Consider the following 18153-nt stretch of genomic DNA (forward strand, 5'->3'; position numbering starts at 1 on the left):
CGGCCTACGGTTTGGGACCGACGCTGGCCGGTCCATCGTGGCGGACGGCCAGGTGGAAGACCGTCCAATAGAGGATGCCGATCATCACGCCGCCACCGATGACATTGCCGATCGTCACGGGCAAGAGGTTGTGGGCGAGGAAGCTCGGCCAGGTCACATCGGCAAAGGCGGAGGGGTCCAACCCGGACTGGGCCCAGAAGTCGTCGCCCGCGAACTGCCGGATCGTGATGCCCAACGGGATCATGAACATGTTTGCGACCGAGTGCTCGAAGCCGCTGGCGACGAAGAGGGCGATCGGCATCGTCACGGCGATCACCTTGTCGGTCGTCGTGCGGCCCGAATAGGCCGCCCAGATCGCCAGGCACACCATCAGATTGCACAACACGCCGAGGGCGAGCGACTCGACGAAGGTGTGGTGCAGTTTGGCCGCCGAGGTGTTGAGGACGACCGCGCCCCACCCGCTCTTGGCGTTGTGGTGCACGCCGCCGAGGAAGACCAGCACCATGATCGTGATTGAGCCGATGAAGTTGGCGACATAGACGACCAGCCAGTTGAGCAGCAACTGTCCCCAGGTGATCCGCCCGCTGGCGCGTGCGGTGAGCGTCAGCGTCGATGATGTGAACAGCTCGGCGCCGGTGAGGACGACCAGGGCCAGGCCGGTGGCAAAGACGATGCCGCCAACGACCCGGGCCAGCCCATAGGGCACGGTGGCGGCACCGACCTGGCTGGTCACAAAGAAGACGAACCCCAGCGCGATGTAGCCACCGGCGGTCAGGCCGAGCAGGAAGGACTTCAACGGCCGGCCGGTGGCCTTGGCTACCGCAGCATCCTCGGCAGCGCGGGCCATCTCGGCCGGGGTCAGCATCGGGTGGAAATCGTCGGCCATGTCGTCAGATCCTCGCGTTGATGACTTGGTAGCCGGAATCCTCTCGCGTTCCACCCATTCCGTCACCGTAGCTGCTGTAGTCGTGGATCCATTCGACCCGGCGAATGTACTTGACCATCTTGTAGCCGTGGATCGACTCGATCCGGATCCGCATCGGTGCCCCAAAGGTCCACGGCAGCGGCTTGTCGTTCATCTCCCAGGCGAAGATCGACTCGTCCTCCATGCAGTCCGCCAACGGAATGCACGAGTAGTAGGGCTCAAGTGGCTTGTCGCCGTGCATCTTTTGCGCGTATCCAAATGAGGTGACCATGAGATATTGAGCGTCGGCCGGACGCTCCCCACCCAACGCCATCAGGTCCATGACCTTCGGACCTGTCCACTTGGCGATGCCGGTCCACCCCTGCATGCAGGTATGCATGGCGATCTGGGTCTGTTGGGGCAGCGCCTTGATCTCGTCCCCCGTCACGCGCACGGGGTTCTCGGGCGGGCCGATCTCCAGCACGAAGTCGCGGAAATCGTTCTGCGCCAGCTCGGTCCACTCCGGCGACTCCTCTGGGGTCGGGTGGCGCCCATTGCTCCAGTGGTATGGGGAGATGTCCGCCTCGGTGTAGGTGCCGAGCTGTCGGGTGCGGGAGGCGAACTTGTTGACGGTGAGCCGGCGGACCGGCTCCAGGATCGCGAAGAGGAACTTCTGGGTCTTGCGGATGTCGATCAGGCTCAGGTAGCTGATCGCGATCCAGGCGGACACGACCAGGACGATCGTGGCGAGGAAGAGCATCAACGCGACGCCGTAGCGGCTGGTGTCGGTCGAGGAGCCGAAGACCATGTGCAGGATGTTGTGCTGCCGGTGGACGAGGAAGACCATCGCCACGTGCGTGACCACGAAAATGCTGATCGCGACCATGCCGAGAAAGTGGATGGACCGGGCCGCTTGCCGGCCACCGAAGAGCTTCGGATACCACGGGAACCGGCCGATCACCGCGGGCGACATGATCGGCCCGGTGACCATCATCAGCGGCGCGAAGACGAAAAGCACCGCGGTGTAGGCGAGCTGCTGCAACGCGCCATACGGCTGGTAGTGCTCGATGGAGGGCACCTGCAGCTGGATGTAGGACACGAACTCGCGCCACGCCTCGGGGAAGACGTCGAACGACGTCGGAATGATCCGTCGCCACAGGCCGGTCGCGAACAGCAAGAACACATAGACGAACCCGTTGAGCAGCCACAACAAGGTGACCACGCCGTGCCAGTGCCGGCCGAGCCCGATGTTCTTCCCGCCGGGCAGTGCCAGCCAACTCGGCAGCTCGGACTCGTCGTCGCGCGCCATGAACGCCCCCTCCTCGGGGGGAACCACACGCTTGGTGAACTTGATCCATTCCGTGCCCGGGCCACAGTCGTTGCGCCAGTAGAACCGCGGGTGGGTGGCGATGATCTGCCAGCCGGAACGCAGCAGCAGGCCGATCAAGAAGAAGTTGAGGAGGTGCTGCGCACGAAGCCAGAAGGGGAAGTCGCCCATCGGAATCCTTACCTAGCACGAGCCGGTGGGAGCCAGGCTAGCAAGCCGGCAGCGGCGGAGCGTTGCTGCGCCCTCTAAATCATCTAATCTGCGGTGAAACTTACTACCAGCTTCTTTGACTAGTCCAGGACTCCGGACGGCCAGCGTTGGGTCGGCCGGGAATCGACCGTTGGAGATTTTACCGGATTAGCAGCATATACGCTCGGACTCCCCGTCCGCTCGCCGGTGTTTAAAGTGACTCGGGTGAGCGAACCGCACCATGATGTGATCGTCGTCGGAGGCGGCGCCGCAGGCCTGAGCGCCGCGTTGATCCTCAGCCAGGCCTGCCGCTCGACGCTCGTGCTGGACTCCGGCGAGGCGCGCAACCGGTTCGATGACCACATGCGCGGCTATCTCACCCGGGACGGGCTGTGCCCGGCCGATCTGCTGAGCATCGGCCGGGACGAGGTCGCCGAGTTCGGCGCGGTGTTCCGCACCGTCCGGGCCGTGGCGGCGCGGCCGACGACCGTCGACGGCAGGGCGGGCTTCACGGTGGACGTCGACGACGGCGAGCACCTCCACGCGCGCCGGTTGCTGCTCGCGATGGGGCTGGTCGACGAACTGCCCGATGTCGAGGGCCTGCGCGACCACTGGGGCGCGGCGGTCTTCCATTGCCCCTACTGCCGCGGCTGCGAGATCGGCGACCGCACGGTCGGTGTGCTCGCCTGCGGCCCGGAGTCGGTCGGCGAGGCCCATCTGGTCCTCCAGTGGGCACCCCGGGTCGTCCTGTTGACCAACGACCTCATCGACCCGAGTCCGCGGGAACGGAGCGGCCTAGGCGTCCGCGGGATCGCCGTCGTCGACGGCCGGGTCGTCGCCGTCCGCTCCGGTGACGGTGATTCCCTCGCCGGTGTCGTGCATGCCGACGGCCGCGAGACCGCAGTCGAGGCACTCCTCGTCTCTCCCACCGTGCACATCCGGCGCGCGCTGCTCGACGATCTCGGCGTTCCGGTGCGCGACGAACCCGACGAATGGGGCGCCATCGTCCCATCGGACGACCACGGCAAAACCGAGGTCCCCGGTGTCTGGGTCGCCGGCAACCTGCGCACATCAACGCCCAGGTGATCGACGCCGCGGCGCAAGGTCTCAAGGCCGCGATCGCCATCAACGCCGATCTCGCCGACGAGGCCCGCCGCGCGGCAGAGGCAGGCCAGGCTGGCGAGGCGAGCACACCCGGCGAGGCGATCCCGGGCGCGGCGCGGCATACGGTGGAGACGTGAACGAGACTCCCACCCGGACACCGATGTCGATCCTCGATCTCGCCGTGGTGCGTCACGGCCAGCCGGTGGCCGAGGCGCTCGCCGACAGCGTCGAGCTGGCCAAGCATGCCGATGCCTCCGGGCGCTTCACGCGGCTGTGGTTCGCGGAGCACCACAACATGAACTCGATCGCGTCCGCGGCGACCGCGGTGCTCATCGCCCACATCGCCGCAAACACCGGGACGATCCGCGTCGGGGCCGGCGGGGTCATGCTGCCCAATCACGCCCCGCTGATCATCGCCGAGCAGTTCGGCACGCTCGCCGAGCTACACCCCGGCCGGATCGACCTCGGTCTCGGCCGCGCACCCGGGACCGACCCGGTCACGCTGCGTGCGCTTCGCCGCGACCCGCGCGCGTCCGACGAGTTCCCGTCGGACATCCGGGAGTTGCAGGGCTATCTCGCCGGCGAGTCGCTCATCCCCGGCGTCGCTGCCCACCCGGGCGCCGGCACCAAGGTCCCGCTCTACATCCTCGGCTCGTCGCTGTATGGCGCGCAGCTCGCCGCCGCCTTCGGCCTGCCCTATGCGTTCGCCAGCCATTTTGCGCCCAACGCGTTGCTCGCGGCGATGAGCGCCTATCGGGACAATTTCCGACCGTCGGACCAACTGAGCCAGCCCTATGCGATCGCCGCGCTGAATGTCGTTGCTGCGCAAGAGAGTTCGACAGCTCGGGCGCTCGCCGACCGGGTGCTCCGCTCACGGGTGCGCAGCCTGGCCGGTCGGGTCCCCGGATTCTCGGGACCACTCGACGACGCGGCGATCGAGACTCTGATGGCCTCGCCGGTGGCGGCGCAAGCGCGGCACATGCTGACCTACACCGCGGTCGGCGACCGCGACGAGATCGCCGCCTATCTCGCCTCCTTCCGGGCCGAAACCGGCGCCGACGAGCTGATGATCACCAATGCCGCCCCCGAGCTGGCCGACCGGCACGCCGCCCTCGACATCCTCGCGACGATCGACCGACCAACCGACGGCCGGTCCATCCAATCCCCGCGATAGGGTCGCTTTGAAATGATTCAGCGAGGGACGGCGCCGTGGCGATAACGACGATGAAGGATGTCGCGGCACGCGCCGGAGCCTCGCTGGGCACGGTGTCCAATGTGCTCAACCGGCCCGATCTGGTCACCCCCGCAACACGCCGGCGAGTGGAGGAGGCCATCGCGGAGTTGGGGTATGTCCGCAACGATTCGGCGCGCCAGCTTCGAGCCGGGGCAAGCCGGATCGTTGCCTACGTCGTCATCGATGCCGGCAATCCCTTTTTCACCGAGGTTGCCAGGGGCATCGACGACGGGGCCAGGGCGCAGCTGTCGATGGTCTTCATTTGTGACAGCGGCTCGAGCGCAACCCGTGAGGATGATTATCTCGCGGCGTTGCTTGAGCAACGCGTCAAGGGCGTGTGCATTACGCCAGTGAATGCCGCCAACCCGCGCCTTCGGCAACTCGTCGATCGCGGATTGCCGGTCATCATGGTCGACCGGACACCGTTCGGCGAGGAGAGCAAATGGTGCAGCGTTGGGGTGGACGACATCTTGGGAGGTGACCTGGCGACCACCCACGTGCTCGATCTGGGCCATATCCGAGTGGCTTATGTCGGAGATACCCAGCGCTTCCCCCAGTCCATGGACCGGCTCGCGGGAGCGCGCCGGGCGGCTGCTCGGGCCGGGCTGCCACCGGACGCGCTTCGGGTCCTGCCGACGACAACGATGCGCGTGGACGATGGGCGCGAGGCGGGCTCGCGCTTCCTCGGCCTGCCCAAGCGGGAACGGCCGACGGCCGCCTTCTGCGGCAACGACTTGATCGCCCTCGGATTCCTGCAGCAGATGACCCGGCATGGTGTGTCCGTGCCCGGCGACCTCGCCATTGTCGGCTACGACGATATCGAATTCGCCGCTGCTGCTGCCGTTCCCCTGACCTCGGTCGAGCAGCCAAAAGCCGAGATCGGGCGTATGGCTGCGGAACTCCTTGCCGCCGAGGCGATTCAGGCCGCAGATCACATCCACCGGCAGGTCCAGCTGGTGCCGCAACTCGTCGTTCGGGAATCCACACTCGGCTAGCCCGAACCGATCCCCATCCCTGTGTGATCAGCCGCGGGGTCTGCCCGGGAAATGGACCAGAAGGTCCGCCGCCCACCGGGAATGGTCACGATGCGGCCGTCGGGAAGATGGACATCTGCGGGTAGGCCCTCGGGGAGGCTGACGTCGAATCGGATGACGTCCTGCTCGCGACGCCAGCCGCATTCGATCCGGCCACGCGGGCTGTCCAGGGCAGCTCGGACCCACTCGAGGCCAGGTCCCGGAGTCGGTTGCAGCCGCACTCGGGCGTAGCCCGGCTCAGCCGGCCTGAGGCCGGCGACGACTTGATAGAGCCAGTCCGCAACCGCTCCCAAGGCGTAGTGGTTGAAGCTCGTCATCTCACCGGGGTTGATCTCCCCGCCGGGCAGCATCGAGTCCCAACGCTCCCAAATCGTTGTCGCCCCCATCGACACCGGATACAACCACGACGGGCACTGACGTTCCAGCAGAAGGCGGTAGGCGTCCGTAATCTGGCCCGTCTCGGACAGCGCCCACGTGACGAAGGGCGTTCCCGCGAACCCCGTCGAGACCGTATAGTTCCGCTCCCGCACGATCTCCGCGAGCCGGCGGCCCGCCTTGGCGCGCAGCTCACCGTCAAGCAGACCGAAGTGGATGGCGAGGGCATAGACCGTGGCACAGTCGGAGACGATTCTCCCGCCCGCGCTGACGTAATGCTCGACGAATGCGGACCGTGTGCGCTCGGCGAGAGCCTCCCACCGGGTAACATCCGGGTGGCCGAGCCACCTCGCGGCTGCGGCAGCGAAGCGCGCCGAGCGATAGAGACTGGCCGTGGCGACAACCCCCTTGTCGGCCTTGGCGTCCCACGGCGCTTCCGGCGGCGCGTCCGGGTCGAGCCAGTCAGCAAACTGGAAACCACTGTCCCACAACCCATTCGATGATAGTCGCGCCTCGACTCCCGCTAGGTGGGCGACCATCGCCGGATAGTACGTGGCCAGGCGATCGCGATCACCATAGGCCCACCACAACGCCTGCGGCACCCAGACCGCGGCGTCGCCCCAGATGCAGGTGGCGCCCGCCCACTGCGCCACCATTGCCGCGAACTCCGCCGGAAAGTGTGCGTACTTCAGGACGTCAGGGACCACATGGGGAACCCACCCGTGCTCGCCGTGAGCCACCTCCGCAGCGAGGTCGAGCAGCCACTTGTGGAGGAAATCCGCACTGTCGAACTGGAAACAGGCCGTTGCCGCGTAGGCCGCAATATCGCCGGTCCAGCCAAGCCGCTCGTCGCGCTGGGGACAGTCCGTCGGCACGTCGAGAAAGTTGCCCTCTTGGCTGCGCACCGAGTTGGCGACGAGTTGGTTGACCATCGGGTCGGAGCATGCAAACCAACCGGTTCGGCGCAGGTCGGAGTGGACGACGACGGCCTCAAGATCGTCGTCGGTGAGCGTGCCGGGCCAGCCGGTGACCTCGGCATACCGGAAGCCGTGGAAGGTCAGTGTCGGCTCGAAATGATCCTGCGCGCCGGAGAGAACGAAGACGTCGGTGGCCCGGGCCGATCGCAGTGGGCGCGTGCCGAGTTCGCCGTGCTCCAGGACTTCGGCGTGCCGGACGACGACCTCGGAGCCCGGCGGGCCAGTCACGGTGCAGCGCACCCACCCAACCAGGTTCACGCCAAAGTCGACGAGTGTCCTGCCGCTCGGGGAGAGCCAGATAGATTGCGGCCGAATGATCTCGTGACGCACGACGAGTGGGGCCGCCTGCGGCACGAGAGTGCCACGGTCGATCTCCACGCAGCGCACGGGCAATCGTGAACCCAACTCCGAGCGGCGCCGGGCGTCGATCGTCTGGCCGTGATAGAGGGATGCGTATGCCGTGTCCGTCGTCGTCGCGGTCCACTCCGGTGACGTGGCGATCACCTGTTCGGTGCCGTCGACGTAGGTGATCACGAGCGCCGCGAGGAAGGCAATATCGTTGCCGTAGTTGGCGTTCGCGTGTTCGAAGCCGAGGTCTCCCCGAAACCAGCCGCCGGCCAGGCGGACGTGGATCCGGTTGTCGTCAGTGAGGAGGGCGGTGACCTCGAAGCACTGCACCTGCACTCGCCACTCATAAGCCGTCCAGCCGGGATTGAGGACCGACTCGGTGACCGGCCTGCCGTTGAGGCTCGCCTCGTACACGCCATGAGCCGTGGAATACAAGGTGGCCGAACGGACCTCGCCAACCGTCTGATCCAGGGAAAAGGTCGCGGCGAGTCCGATCACGGCATGACGTTGGGCGTCGGCGGTGATCGCCGACGCTCCGCTCAGCGCGGAATGCACGATGGGTCCTCGCTCGTTGGCCGGCAATGGACCGTCAAGTGGTGATTTCGAACTCTGCGACGAGGTGCGTGTCGGGCCGCGAACTCGGGCCGACACGCAACGCAAAGGTACCCGGTTCGACGATGCGCCGGCCTTCGGCGTCGACGAGGCTGCATGCGGTTCCCGGTACGACTACCTTCACCGCCACGCTCTCGCCGGGATCGAGGTGCACCTGCCGCCAGGCCTTCAGCTCGCGTTGGGCCCAGGTGACGCTGGTAACGAGATCGCTGACATAGACCTGGATGGTCTCCAGGACGGGGCGAGAGCCCGTGTTGACCACCGTCACCGTGGCAGACAGCGTTTCCGCGACTGTCACTCGAGGGTTGGTGATGCGCAACTCGCGATACTCGACCGTGCTGTAGCTCAGGCCCTCGCCGAACGCGAACAGCGGGTCTTGGGTCATGTCGGCATACCGAGTGCCGTGTTGTCCGCGAATCTGGTTGTAGTAGACCGGCTGTTGGCCGGCGTGCCGGGCGAAGGAGATTGGCAGCCGGCCGGTGGGCTCGATCATGCCCAAGATGAGTTCGGCGATGGCCTGTCCACCCCGCATGCCCGGATTGAAGGCTTCGATGATCGCTGCGGCCCCGAGAGCAGATTCCGGCAAGGTGCTCGGCTTTGATTGGGCGAGAACGACGATCATCGATACACCGGTGGCGGAGACGGCGTCTAGGAGGGCGATCTGGCCGCCCTGCAGATCCAAGGTTGCCGTGGAGCAGCCTTCCCCCGTCAAAGCGATGGAATCGCCGACGACGACCACGACGTAGTCGGCCGCGGCAGCGGCCGCACTCGCCGCATCCAGTAGCTCAGCATCCACCGGTGCGGCGGTGAAGACGAGCGGCCGTGGCTGGCCGTCGGGGAAGACCTCGCCGTCGGGGTCACCAACGAGGTGGCCGATCTCGGCGCCGCGTTCATGAGTGATCACCCAACCGGCGGGCAGCACCGCACGGAACCCATCAAGGACCGTCTGGATCTGATGGCGTGGAAGGCCGTCCGGAAGCCAGTCGACTTGCCCGGACTCGCCCGCCCAGTCGCCGAGCATGGCCTGGACGTCGTCGGCGTTGGGCCCGATCAGGGCGATCCGCTTCGGCTCGGGTCGCCGATCCCGGGGGACCAACGGGAGCGTGCCGTCGTTGTGCAACAGCACGAGCGAGCGCCGGGCGACCTCCAGGGCGAGGTCCATATGCTCGGCACAACCGATCACCTGGGCCTGTCGGACAGGATTCGGATATCGGGGGTTCTCGAAGAGGCCGAGTTCGAACTTGACCCGCAGGATTCGACGGACGGCCCGATCGATGTTGGCCTCGGTCACGAGTCCGTGCGCAACCGCCTCAAGGGCTCCCTCGAAGAAGGCCGGCGTCGTCATCACGAAGTCGTTGCCCGAGCGGATCGCCGCCGCGGCCGCGCGAGGCAGGTCGGGGAAGACCTCCTGCTCCCACACCATCCGCCCGACGTTGTCCCAATCCGTGACCAGTGTCCCACTGAAACCCCACTCACCCTTGAGGACGTCGTCCAGAAGCCACCGATTGACCGTGATCGGCACCCCGTCAATCGACTGGTAGCCAAGCATGACGGTGCGAGCACCGGCCGCGACGGCCCGTTCAAACGGGGGAAGGAACCACGCGCGCAGCTTGCGCCGGCTCAGATCCGCCTCACTCGCGTCCCGGCCCCCCTGGGTCTCGGAGTAGCCGGCGAAATGCTTGGCGCAGGCCAAGATCGCATCCGGGTCCTCGTGGCCGCCGCCCTGATAGCCGCGGATCATCGCGGCGCCGAGCTCACCGATCAGATGAGGGTCCTCGCCGAAGGTCTCGTTCACCCGCCCCCAGCGCAGGTCCCTGGCGATGCACAGTACGGGTGAGAGCGTCCAATGCAAGCCGGTGGCCGCGACCTCGATCGCGCTCGCGCGTGCCACCCGCTCGACCAGCGACGAGTCCCAGGAGCAGGCCATACCCAACTGGGTCGGGAAGATGGTCGCGCCGGGCCAGAAGGAGTGGCCGTGGATCGCGTCGTCGGCGGTGAGCAAGGGGATGCCCAGCCTGGTGCTCGCGACGAGTTCGTGCGCTGGCATCATCCGCTCGGGTGCCACGTGCAGGATGGAGCCGGCGAGCCGGGTGCGCACGATGTCCTCGAGGTCGCCTCGGGCATCTAGCGCCAGCATCTGGCCGACCTTCTCCGGCAGGGTCATTCGCGCGAGTAGCTCCTCGACCCGGTCTTCCACTCCGGCATCTGGGCCGGAGGGGGGTGGACCGGTATCGACCGCAGCGACTGTCATCAGCCCTTCACCGAGCCGGACGCCATGCCCTCGACGATCTTGCGGTTGAAGAAGATGAACATGATCAGCGGTGGGATGGTCACGAGCAGGATGGTCGCGAAGAGCAAGTGGTACTGCGTGAGGAACTGGCTCTGGAAGTTGAGCAGGGTCGTCTGGATCGTTGGTGCGGTGTTGCCGGGGAGGAAGTAGAGCGGGTTCTGGAAGTCGTTGTAGATGAACACGACCTGGAGGATGACCACCGTGACGACGACCGATCGCATCACCGGGAAGATGACCCGGAAGAAGGTCTGCAGCGGCCCGGCTCCGTCAATCATTGCCGCCTCGTCCAGCTCACGAGGGATGGTGGACAGGAAGGCCCGGAAGAGCAGGATGCAGAACGGCAGGCCGTAGGCGACCTCGATGAAGATGAGACCTGGCATCGTCTTGAACAGGTGCAGGGTTTGCAACACCGAGATCGTGGGGACGACCGCGGGCGGGACCATCAGGCCGATCAGGACCATCGCATCGATCAGCGTTCCGGCCTTTCCCGCGCGGCGCTGCCAGATGTAGGCGACCATCGCGCTGAGGACGACCAATAGAATCACCGAGGCGACGGTGAGGATCACGCTGTTGATAAAGGCGATGATCATCAGGTAGTCGCGGGCGAGGAAGGCTTCCTTGAGGTTCTGGAAGAGCACGAAGTTGTCCGGCCAGGAGAACTGCAGCAGAGCCGATTCCGTCCTGGTCTTCGATGCCGTCAGGAGGATGAAGGCGAAGGGAATGAGGAAGAAGACCGCCGTGAAGACGATGGCGACACTGCCGGTGACCACGCCGCGAGTGTTTTTCATGTTCAGGCCTCCTGGGCGCGATTGAGCCACCGGGTGAGCGGCACCATGATGATCGTGACGAGTAGGAAGAGGACGACGTTTCCGGCGGTCGACAGCCCATAGAAGCCGGCCTGGTACTGCTTGTAGATCACGCTGGCGAGGACGTCGGAGGCGAACCCCGGTCCCCCTTTGGTCATCGCCCAGATCAGGTCGAAGGACCGCAGGCCCCCGATGAAAGACAAGGTGATGACCGAGGCCATCGCGGGGCGCGAGAGCGGCAGCATGATGTTACGGAAGGTCTGCCACTTGTTGGCCCCGTCGAGGGCGGCGGCTTCGTAGTACTCGCCTGGAATCGACACAAGTCCGGCGATGAAGATGACCGTCGCGAGCCCGACGCCCTTCCAGATGTCGACAATGGCGACCGAGTAGAGCGCCAGATTGGGGTCGGTCAGCCACCCGGGGCCGCCAATGCCTATTGTTCCGAGCGTAGAGTTGATCAGCCCGCGCTCGGGATTCATCAAGATCGTGAAGGTCAGGCCAATTCCGATCGAGCTGACCAACACGGGGAAGAAGATGACCGAGCGCAGGTATCCCTTGGCAATGATCTTCGAGGTCAACAGCATGGCTAGGCCCAGGCCGAGGACGACCTTGAGCCCTGAGGTGATGACGGCATAAATCAGGGTGTTCTTCAGACCGGTGAGCAGGGCCTGTTCCTGGAAGAAGGTCCGGTAGTTGTCCAGGCCGATCCACTCCGCAGTGAACAGATCCCAGCGGGTGAAGGAGTAGTAGAACGAGGTGAGGGTCGGGAGGATGAAGAAGATGAAGTAGATCAGGGCGGGCAGCAGGAGGAAGTAGTAGGGGTAGGTGCTCTTCTTCCGGGCCGGACGGCCAGCGGCGGCGTGCGCGAGCGGACCGGCCGCGGCGGCGGTGGCTTGAGTCATGGTGCGGTGCCTTCCGTGGTCAGTCCCAGCCGGGGAGGCCGAGTTGTTGGGCTTGCTTCTTGACGTCGCGGTCGTAGAGATCGGCCGCCTTCGTTGCGTCGATCTGGCCGGTCCCGATCTGTACGCAAATCTGTTCGAGCGCCGGGCCTTTGATGGGGGACTTGAACTCCAGCGCAGGAGTCGTCTTTGCGTCGTCGAAGTACTTTTGGGTATCCTTGGCCACTTGTGAGACGTCCGTAGGAAGCTTGCAGGTCTTGACGAGGAAGGGACCCTGGGGAGGCGACCCAGCGGCGATCGCGTCGCATCCCGCCTGCGTGGCGATGAACGCCACGAAGTCCTTGGCCGCCTTGAGCCGGTCCCCGGCGACGCCTTCAGGGATATAGATGCCGTCACCCGGCCAGACGGTCAGCCCGTTCTTGGCCGCGTCCGGGCCGGGCATCGCGAAGATGCCCACGTCGTTGGATTTGCCGGGTGCGACACCCTCGAGTCCCGAGACGACCGTCCCGATCTGGGGGTAGTGCGCAGCTGTGCCGTCGGCGACCGCCTTGAGGCCGTCGTTCATCAGGGCCGATGCGAAGTCCGAGTTGAGGTAGCCCTTGTCGCGCAGCTGCTGCAGGTGCTCGAACCCGAGAAGTGCCGCGGGCGTGTTCGAGAAGTTCTTGGTCCCCGCGGTGTATGCCGCCGCGAAGTCGGGCACGGCCGCCTCGACGTTGTAGTAGTCAGCGAGAACGGTCAGCTGCGCCGTCCAGCTGTCACCGAAAGTCTGCTCAAAGGGGGTGACACCCGCGGCCTTGACCTTTTCGTTGTTGGCCATGAACTCCTCCCACGTCACCGGGATCGACAGACCGAGCTTCTGGTAGAGCGGGATGTTGTAGAGCACTCCGCCGCCAAAGGCGGTGCCGATGGGACCGCCATACAGCTTCCCGTCGGCGCCCTTGACCGAGTCGGCGAAGCTCTGCTCGAGGTCGGCGACCCACGGCTGGTCGTCCAGCGGGAGGAGGTTGCGCTCGGGCTTGAGGGTTTGCATAAGCGAACCGGTGTTGAACAGGAAGACCTCGGCCATCTCGCCGGTGGCCAGCTTGGTCTTGACGCTGTTGTCACCGTCGGAACCACCCGGTCGGGTGTCGAGCTTGACATTGACGTCGGGGTTTGCCGCGGTGAAGGCCGTGATGATCGCGTTGGCGCTCGCGACGCTCTGCTCGCCGTTGAGCGTAAGGAAGGTGATGGTCACCGACCCGGGGCCGTCCTGGCCGCTGGATCCAAAGCTTCCGGCAGCACAACCACTCAAGGTCAGGCATGTCGCCAGCGCGAGGGCACCTGCCGCGTGCCGAGTTCGTCTCCTGGGCTCCATCGCATCTCCGCTCGTCCGTGGCGACGATCGGCTCCGTCGCCCCTTGCTCGGCCTGGCCAGGTGATCCTGGAATGTTGGCCCTAGCTCGATTGTGGACCGGTCCACACTCCACTGTCAACCGATCTACAAAACGTTTCAATTCCGAGATCTCGAGATCGGGCAACCGGAGGGCGTCCTCGTCCATGGTGACGGGCTCGGCCGCAGCGCCGCATCGGCGCGCGCGCGGAAATCAGGCGCCGGCAGCCGCGCTGGAGCCGCGGATGCGAAGGACTGGGGCCCGTCGCTGCCGACGGATGTGTCCTGGATCCCCCGTGATCCGGGCAAGAAGGAACTCGACCGCCAACTCCCCCATCTGCGCCCCGTGCTGATCCACAGAAGTAAGGTCGACGAATGGGTGCCCGGCGATCGGCGTGTCGTCGTAGCCGACAACCGCGACATCGCGGGGACCGAGACCGAGAGCCGCGCATTCCCGTAGCACCGCGAGGGCCAGGGCATCGTGCCCGGCGAAGATCGCGGTTGGCCGAGCGGCCGGCCGCAGTAGATTTTGGATCCGCCGCGAGTCCGCCCGAGCATCCCCGCTGAGGTAGACCTCCGCCGCATCGAGCGCGACGCCGGCCATCCGGCGCCGATAGGTCAAGCGCCGCATCGCGTGCGGCGATTGGCGAGACGGGGGCTTGATCGTCACGTGAGTGATTCTGCGGTGACCCAGCCCAAAAAGGTGATCCATGATGAGGTTGGCGCCGGCGACATCGTCGCCGGCGACCGTATCGAACTGAAGGGAACGGTCGTGACGGCCGAGCAAGACCAACGGTCGTTGGGCGCCAACACGTTCGAGGCTCGCCAAGGACAACTCCGAGGCAATGGCGACGATGCCGTCGACCTGGCGATCCAGGAGCGAATCGAGCACCCGTTCGCCCGGGCTGCGGCCCAGGCCCGGCGCGATGATGAGCTGGTAGGGCGTACCTAGGAGCCGGGCATTGGCGCCGTTGATGACCATGGCGAAGAAGTCGCTGCTGAGCCCGGGAACCTCGACGCCGAGCGTAAAACTCGCCCCTCTCATCGCCCGAGCCGCCACACTCGGGCGGTAGTCCAGTTCGGCGATCGCCGCCTCCACACGCGCGCGCATGGCCGGGCTGACGCCATAGGCATTGCGGATGACCTTGGAGACCGCCGAGCGCGAGACACCCGCAGCAGCGGCCACATCACGGATCGAAGCTCGCGCCTCTGGATTCGAGAGAGTCACCTGCTCCTGGTCCGTTCGTCTCGTCGTGGCCTCAACACGCCCACGGGCCTCGAACGATACCCGGCGCAGATCCACGCGACGGCGTGCGATCGGGCCGGCTGGGTTGACCGCCCTTCTCCGGCGTTGCTAAGCTGTCAAATGAAACCTTTCAAACTCGCCATCACATCATTAAGACTCGAGGGGGAGGACGTCAGTGACTGACTTCGATCAGGTAGCGCCCGCCTTGGACGCGTTGGCCATCGAAGTCCCTTCGTGGGCCTACGGCAACTCCGGCACCCGGTTCCGCGTCTGGGGGGCCGCCGGCACGCCACGCACGATTGAGGAGAAGATCGCCGACGCAGCGCAGGTGCACTCTCACACCGGCCTGGCACCGAAGGTCGCATTGCACATCCCGTGGGACGCGGTCGATGACTACACCGCATTGAGTTCGTATGCCGCCGACCTCGGTGTCGCGCTCGGCACCGTCAACTCCAACACCTTCCAAAACGAGTCCTACAAGTTCGGCTCCCTGACCAGCGCCGACGAGCGCGTGCGCAAACAGGCTGTCCAGCACCACGTCGACTGCCTGGAGATCATGACCGCAACCGGCTCGCGCGACCTGAAGATCTGGCTTGCCGACGGGGCGAACTACCCAGGGCAGAACGATCTACGCCAGCGGCAAGACACCCTCGCCACCTCCCTCCGCGAGATCTACGACCAGTTGGGCGACGACCAGCGTCTTGTCCTGGAGTACAAGTTCTTCGAGCCTGCGTTCTACGCGACCGACGTTCCGGACTGGGGCACGGCCTACGCGCACGTGCTAGCGCTGGGAGAGAAGGCCTTCGTCTGCCTGGACACCGGACACCACGCTCCCGGAACGAACATCGAGCAGATCGTCACGTCGTTGATGAGACTCGGCAAGCTCGGATCCTTCGACTTCAACAGCCGTTTCTATGCCGACGATGACCTGATTGTCGGCGCCGCCGATCCCTTCCAGCTCTACCGGATCATGGTCGAGGTCGTCGGCGGCGGCGGGCTAGCTCCCGACTCCGGAGTCGCTCTCATGCTCGATCAATGCCACAACATCGAGGACAAGATTCCCGGCCAGATCCGCTCGGTCCTCAACGTCCAGGAGATGACCGCGAAGGCGTTGCTGCTCGACCGAGACGCACTCACCCGCGCCCGGCTGGCCAACGACGTGCTCGGCGCCAACCAGGTCTTTATGGACGCTTTTACCACCGACGTCCGCGCCGACCTCGCCGGCTGGCGAGAGAACCGGGGTTTACCAGGCGACCCCATGACCGCCTTCACGGCAAGCGGCTACCTCGACCGGATCGCCGCCGATCGCGTCGGTGGCACCCAGGCCGGCTGGGGCCCCTAAATACTCCATGAAGTTCTCCCCCACTTCGCTCCACCCACCAGGAACCGAACTGACATGACTGAGCCGAACCCGACTGTCGTTCAACTGATCGAGCGGTCCAACCGCCTCGGCGCCGATCCCAAGAACACCAACTACGCCGGCGGCAACACCTCCGCCAAAGGCACGGACACGGACCCGGTAACGGGTCAGTCCGTTGAACTCCTTTGGGTCAAGGGCTCCGGCGGCGACCTCGGGACATTGACGTCCGAGGGCCTCGCCGTGCTGCGGCTAGACCGAATGCGCGCGCTGGTCGATGTCTACCCGGGTGTGGAAGACGAGGACCAGATGGTCGCCGCCTTCGATTACTGCCTGCACGGCAAGGGCGGGGCCGCCCCGTCAATCGACACGGCGAGCCACGGACTTGTCACTGCCCCGCACGTGGATCACCTCCACCCCGATTCCGGCATCGCCATCGCCACCGCGGCAGACGGCGAGCAGCTGACCAAGGAGATCTTCGGCGACAAGGTTGCCTGGATTCCGTGGCGCAGACCGGGGTTCCAGCTCGGTCTCGACACGGCCAAGGTCCACGACGAACACCCAGAGGCGGTCGGCGCGATCCTCGGCGGCCACGGCATCACCTCCTGGGGCCAAACCAGCGAGGAATGCGAGCGCAACTCGCTGTGGATCATCGACACCGCCGCAGCGCATATCGCCGAGCACTCCAAGCCCGAGCCCTTCGGTCCGGTCCTTCCCGGGTATGCCGCTCTCCCCGAGGCCGAGCGGCGCGCCAAGGCAGCCGCGATCGCCCCCACCATCCGGGGCCTCGCGAGCACGGACAATCCGATGGTCGGCCACTTCACCGACTCCGACGTCGTGCTCGACTTCCTTGCCCGCGAAGCACATCCTCGCCTCGCCGACCTCGGCACATCCTGCCCAGACCACTTCCTGCGCACCAAGGTCAAGCCGCTGGTCCTCGACCTGCCGGGCACCACGCCCGCGGAGAGGATGCTCACCCGTCTCAAGGACCTGCATCGACACTACCGCGCCGACTACCAGGCCTACTACGACCGGCACGCCACCGCCGATTCCCCCGCCATCCGCGGCGCCGACCCGCTGATCGTCCTTGTCCCCGGCGTCGGGATGTTCTCCTTCGGTAAGGACAAACAGACCGCCCGCGTGGCCGGCGAGTTCTATGTCAACGCCATCAACGTCATGCGTGGCGCGGAAGGGCTCTCAACCTATGCGCCGATCGAGGAGTCGGAGAAGTTCCGGATCGAGTACTGGGCCCTTGAGGAGGCCAAGCTCCAGCGATTGCCCAAGCCGAAGCCGCTCGCCACCCGGATCGCCCTGGTCACCGGCGCTGCCTCGGGCATCGGCAAGGCCATCGCCACCCGCTTGGCGGCCGAAGGGGCGTGCGTCGTCATCGGCGACCTTTCGTTGGCGAAGGGGCGGGACGCGGCCGCCCAGATCGGCGGCGGCGACACTGCAATCGGTGTGGCAGCCGATGTGTCCGACGAAAACGCCGTCCAGGGCATGGTCGACGCGGCAGTGCTCGCTTTCGGTGGGATTGACATCGTCGTCAACAACGCAGGTCTGTCGCTGTCGAAGTCGTTGCTGGACACCACCGTCACCGATTGGGACAGGCAGCACAACGTCATGGCACGCGGCTCCTTCCTCGTCGCCCGCACGGCGGCCAAAGTGCTCATCGACCAAGGCCTGGGCGGTGACATCGTCTACATCTCGTCCAAGAACTCGATCTTCGCGGGCACCAACAACATCGCCTACTCGGCGGTCAAGGCCGACCAGGCGCACCAGGTGCGCCTCCTCGCCGCCGAACTCGGCGAGCACGGCATTCGCGTCAACGGGATCAATCCCGACGGCGTCGTCGCCGGCTCCGGCATCTTCGCCGGCGGCTGGGGCGCCAACCGTGCCGCGATGTATGGAGTGGAGGAGAAAGACCTCGGCGCCTTCTATGCCCAGCGGACCCTCCTGAAGAAGGAAGTACTTCCCGAGCATTGCGCCGCAGCGGTTTTCGCGCTCGTGGGTCCCGACCTCACCCAGACCACGGGACTGCACATCCCCGTCGACTCCGGCGTCGCCGCCGCCTTCCTCCGTTAA

Annotated in this window: 14 protein-coding genes; 6 read left to right on the plus strand and 8 right to left on the minus strand. The window is 65.9% G+C overall.

Annotation, left to right across the window (positions count from 1 at the left end):
- Window positions 1–4 precede the first annotated feature (4 nt).
- Both focA and V9G19_RS21205 read right to left on the minus strand, forming a co-directional pair.
- The gene (gene focA, locus V9G19_RS21200) at window positions 5–886 is read right to left on the minus strand and encodes a formate transporter FocA (RefSeq protein WP_462287386.1); all 882 of its coding nucleotides are present in this window, start codon (window positions 884–886) and stop codon (window positions 5–7) included.
- A 4-nt stretch (window positions 887–890) separates the two neighbouring features.
- A complete protein-coding gene (locus tag V9G19_RS21205) occupies window positions 891–2402 on the minus strand; it encodes a molybdopterin-dependent oxidoreductase (RefSeq protein ID WP_462287387.1) in 1512 nt (503 codons plus the stop codon).
- Between the two features lie 243 nt (window positions 2403–2645).
- On the opposite strand from V9G19_RS21205, the gene V9G19_RS21210 reads away from it, so the two are divergent.
- The 4 genes from V9G19_RS21210 to V9G19_RS21225 are packed head-to-tail and all read left to right on the plus strand — an operon-like array spanning window position 2646 to window position 5753.
- A complete protein-coding gene (locus V9G19_RS21210) occupies window positions 2646–3506 on the plus strand; it encodes an NAD(P)/FAD-dependent oxidoreductase (RefSeq protein WP_462287388.1) in 861 nt (286 codons plus the stop codon).
- Window positions 3503–3661 (plus strand): hypothetical protein, encoded by a 159-nt coding sequence (locus tag V9G19_RS21215; RefSeq protein ID WP_462287389.1) that lies wholly within the window; start codon window positions 3503–3505, stop codon window positions 3659–3661. Before V9G19_RS21210 ends, V9G19_RS21215 begins: the two co-directional genes overlap by 4 nt.
- 23 nt (window positions 3662–3684) lie before the next feature.
- Window positions 3685–4698 (plus strand): LLM class flavin-dependent oxidoreductase, encoded by a 1014-nt coding sequence (locus V9G19_RS21220; protein ID WP_462287614.1) that lies wholly within the window; start codon window positions 3685–3687, stop codon window positions 4696–4698.
- A 35-nt stretch (window positions 4699–4733) separates the two neighbouring features.
- Window positions 4734–5753, plus strand: a complete 1020-nt coding sequence (locus tag V9G19_RS21225; protein WP_462287390.1) for a LacI family DNA-binding transcriptional regulator — start codon at window positions 4734–4736, stop codon at window positions 5751–5753.
- Here V9G19_RS21225 and V9G19_RS21230 read toward each other — a convergent pair.
- The 6 genes from V9G19_RS21230 to V9G19_RS21255 all read right to left on the minus strand — a co-directional run bounded on the left by V9G19_RS21230 (window position 5750) and on the right by V9G19_RS21255 (window position 14654).
- Window positions 5750–8047 carry a family 78 glycoside hydrolase catalytic domain gene (locus tag V9G19_RS21230; protein ID WP_462287391.1) on the minus strand — a complete coding sequence of 766 codons (2298 nt, stop codon included), beginning with the start codon at window positions 8045–8047 and terminating at the stop codon, window positions 5750–5752. The genes V9G19_RS21225 and V9G19_RS21230 overlap by 4 nt on opposite strands.
- Window positions 8048–8081: 34 nt before the next feature.
- A complete protein-coding gene (locus tag V9G19_RS21235) occupies window positions 8082–10355 on the minus strand; it encodes a glycoside hydrolase family 3 N-terminal domain-containing protein (protein ID WP_462287392.1) in 2274 nt (757 codons plus the stop codon).
- Entirely contained in the window at window positions 10355–11182 is an 828-nt protein-coding gene (locus V9G19_RS21240; RefSeq protein WP_462287393.1) for a carbohydrate ABC transporter permease, read from the minus strand. Before V9G19_RS21240 ends, V9G19_RS21235 begins: the two co-directional genes overlap by 1 nt.
- 2 nt (window positions 11183–11184) lie before the next feature.
- Complete coding sequence (locus V9G19_RS21245; protein WP_462287394.1) at window positions 11185–12102, minus strand: carbohydrate ABC transporter permease; 918 nt, start codon at window positions 12100–12102, stop codon at window positions 11185–11187.
- Between the two features lie 19 nt (window positions 12103–12121).
- A complete protein-coding gene (locus tag V9G19_RS21250; RefSeq protein ID WP_462287395.1) occupies window positions 12122–13333 on the minus strand; it encodes an ABC transporter substrate-binding protein in 1212 nt (403 codons plus the stop codon).
- A 349-nt stretch (window positions 13334–13682) separates the two neighbouring features.
- Entirely contained in the window at window positions 13683–14654 is a 972-nt protein-coding gene (locus V9G19_RS21255; RefSeq protein ID WP_462287396.1) for a LacI family DNA-binding transcriptional regulator, read from the minus strand.
- A gap of 235 nt (window positions 14655–14889) precedes the next feature.
- Here V9G19_RS21255 and rhaI point away from each other — a divergent pair, with 235 nt between their 5' ends.
- Window positions 14890–16056 (plus strand): L-rhamnose isomerase, encoded by a 1167-nt coding sequence (gene rhaI, locus V9G19_RS21260; protein ID WP_462287397.1) that lies wholly within the window; start codon window positions 14890–14892, stop codon window positions 16054–16056.
- 54 nt (window positions 16057–16110) lie between these two features.
- The gene (locus V9G19_RS21265) at window positions 16111–18153 is read left to right on the plus strand and encodes a bifunctional aldolase/short-chain dehydrogenase (protein ID WP_462287398.1); all 2043 of its coding nucleotides are present in this window, start codon (window positions 16111–16113) and stop codon (window positions 18151–18153) included.

It is taken from the genome of Nostocoides sp. (assembly GCF_037045025.1).
Classification (GTDB): domain Bacteria; phylum Actinomycetota; class Actinomycetes; order Actinomycetales; family Dermatophilaceae; genus Nostocoides_A.

Excerpts from the sequence above, each read along its gene's own strand:
- focA (WP_462287386.1), bottom strand. The coding sequence starts at position 886 with ATGGCCGACGATTTCCACCCGATGCTGACCCCGGCCGAGATGGCCCGC.
- V9G19_RS21205 (WP_462287387.1), bottom strand. The coding sequence starts at position 2,402 with ATGGGCGACTTCCCCTTCTGGCTTCGTGCGCAGCACCTCCTCAACTTC.
- V9G19_RS21220 (WP_462287614.1), top strand. The coding sequence starts at position 3,685 with ATGTCGATCCTCGATCTCGCCGTGGTGCGTCACGGCCAGCCGGTGGCC.
- V9G19_RS21235 (WP_462287392.1), bottom strand. The coding sequence starts at position 10,355 with ATGACAGTCGCTGCGGTCGATACCGGTCCACCCCCCTCCGGCCCAGAT.
- V9G19_RS21240 (WP_462287393.1), bottom strand. The coding sequence starts at position 11,182 with ATGAAAAACACTCGCGGCGTGGTCACCGGCAGTGTCGCCATCGTCTTC.
- V9G19_RS21245 (WP_462287394.1), bottom strand. The coding sequence starts at position 12,102 with ATGACTCAAGCCACCGCCGCCGCGGCCGGTCCGCTCGCGCACGCCGCC.
- V9G19_RS21265 (WP_462287398.1), top strand. The coding sequence starts at position 16,111 with ATGACTGAGCCGAACCCGACTGTCGTTCAACTGATCGAGCGGTCCAAC.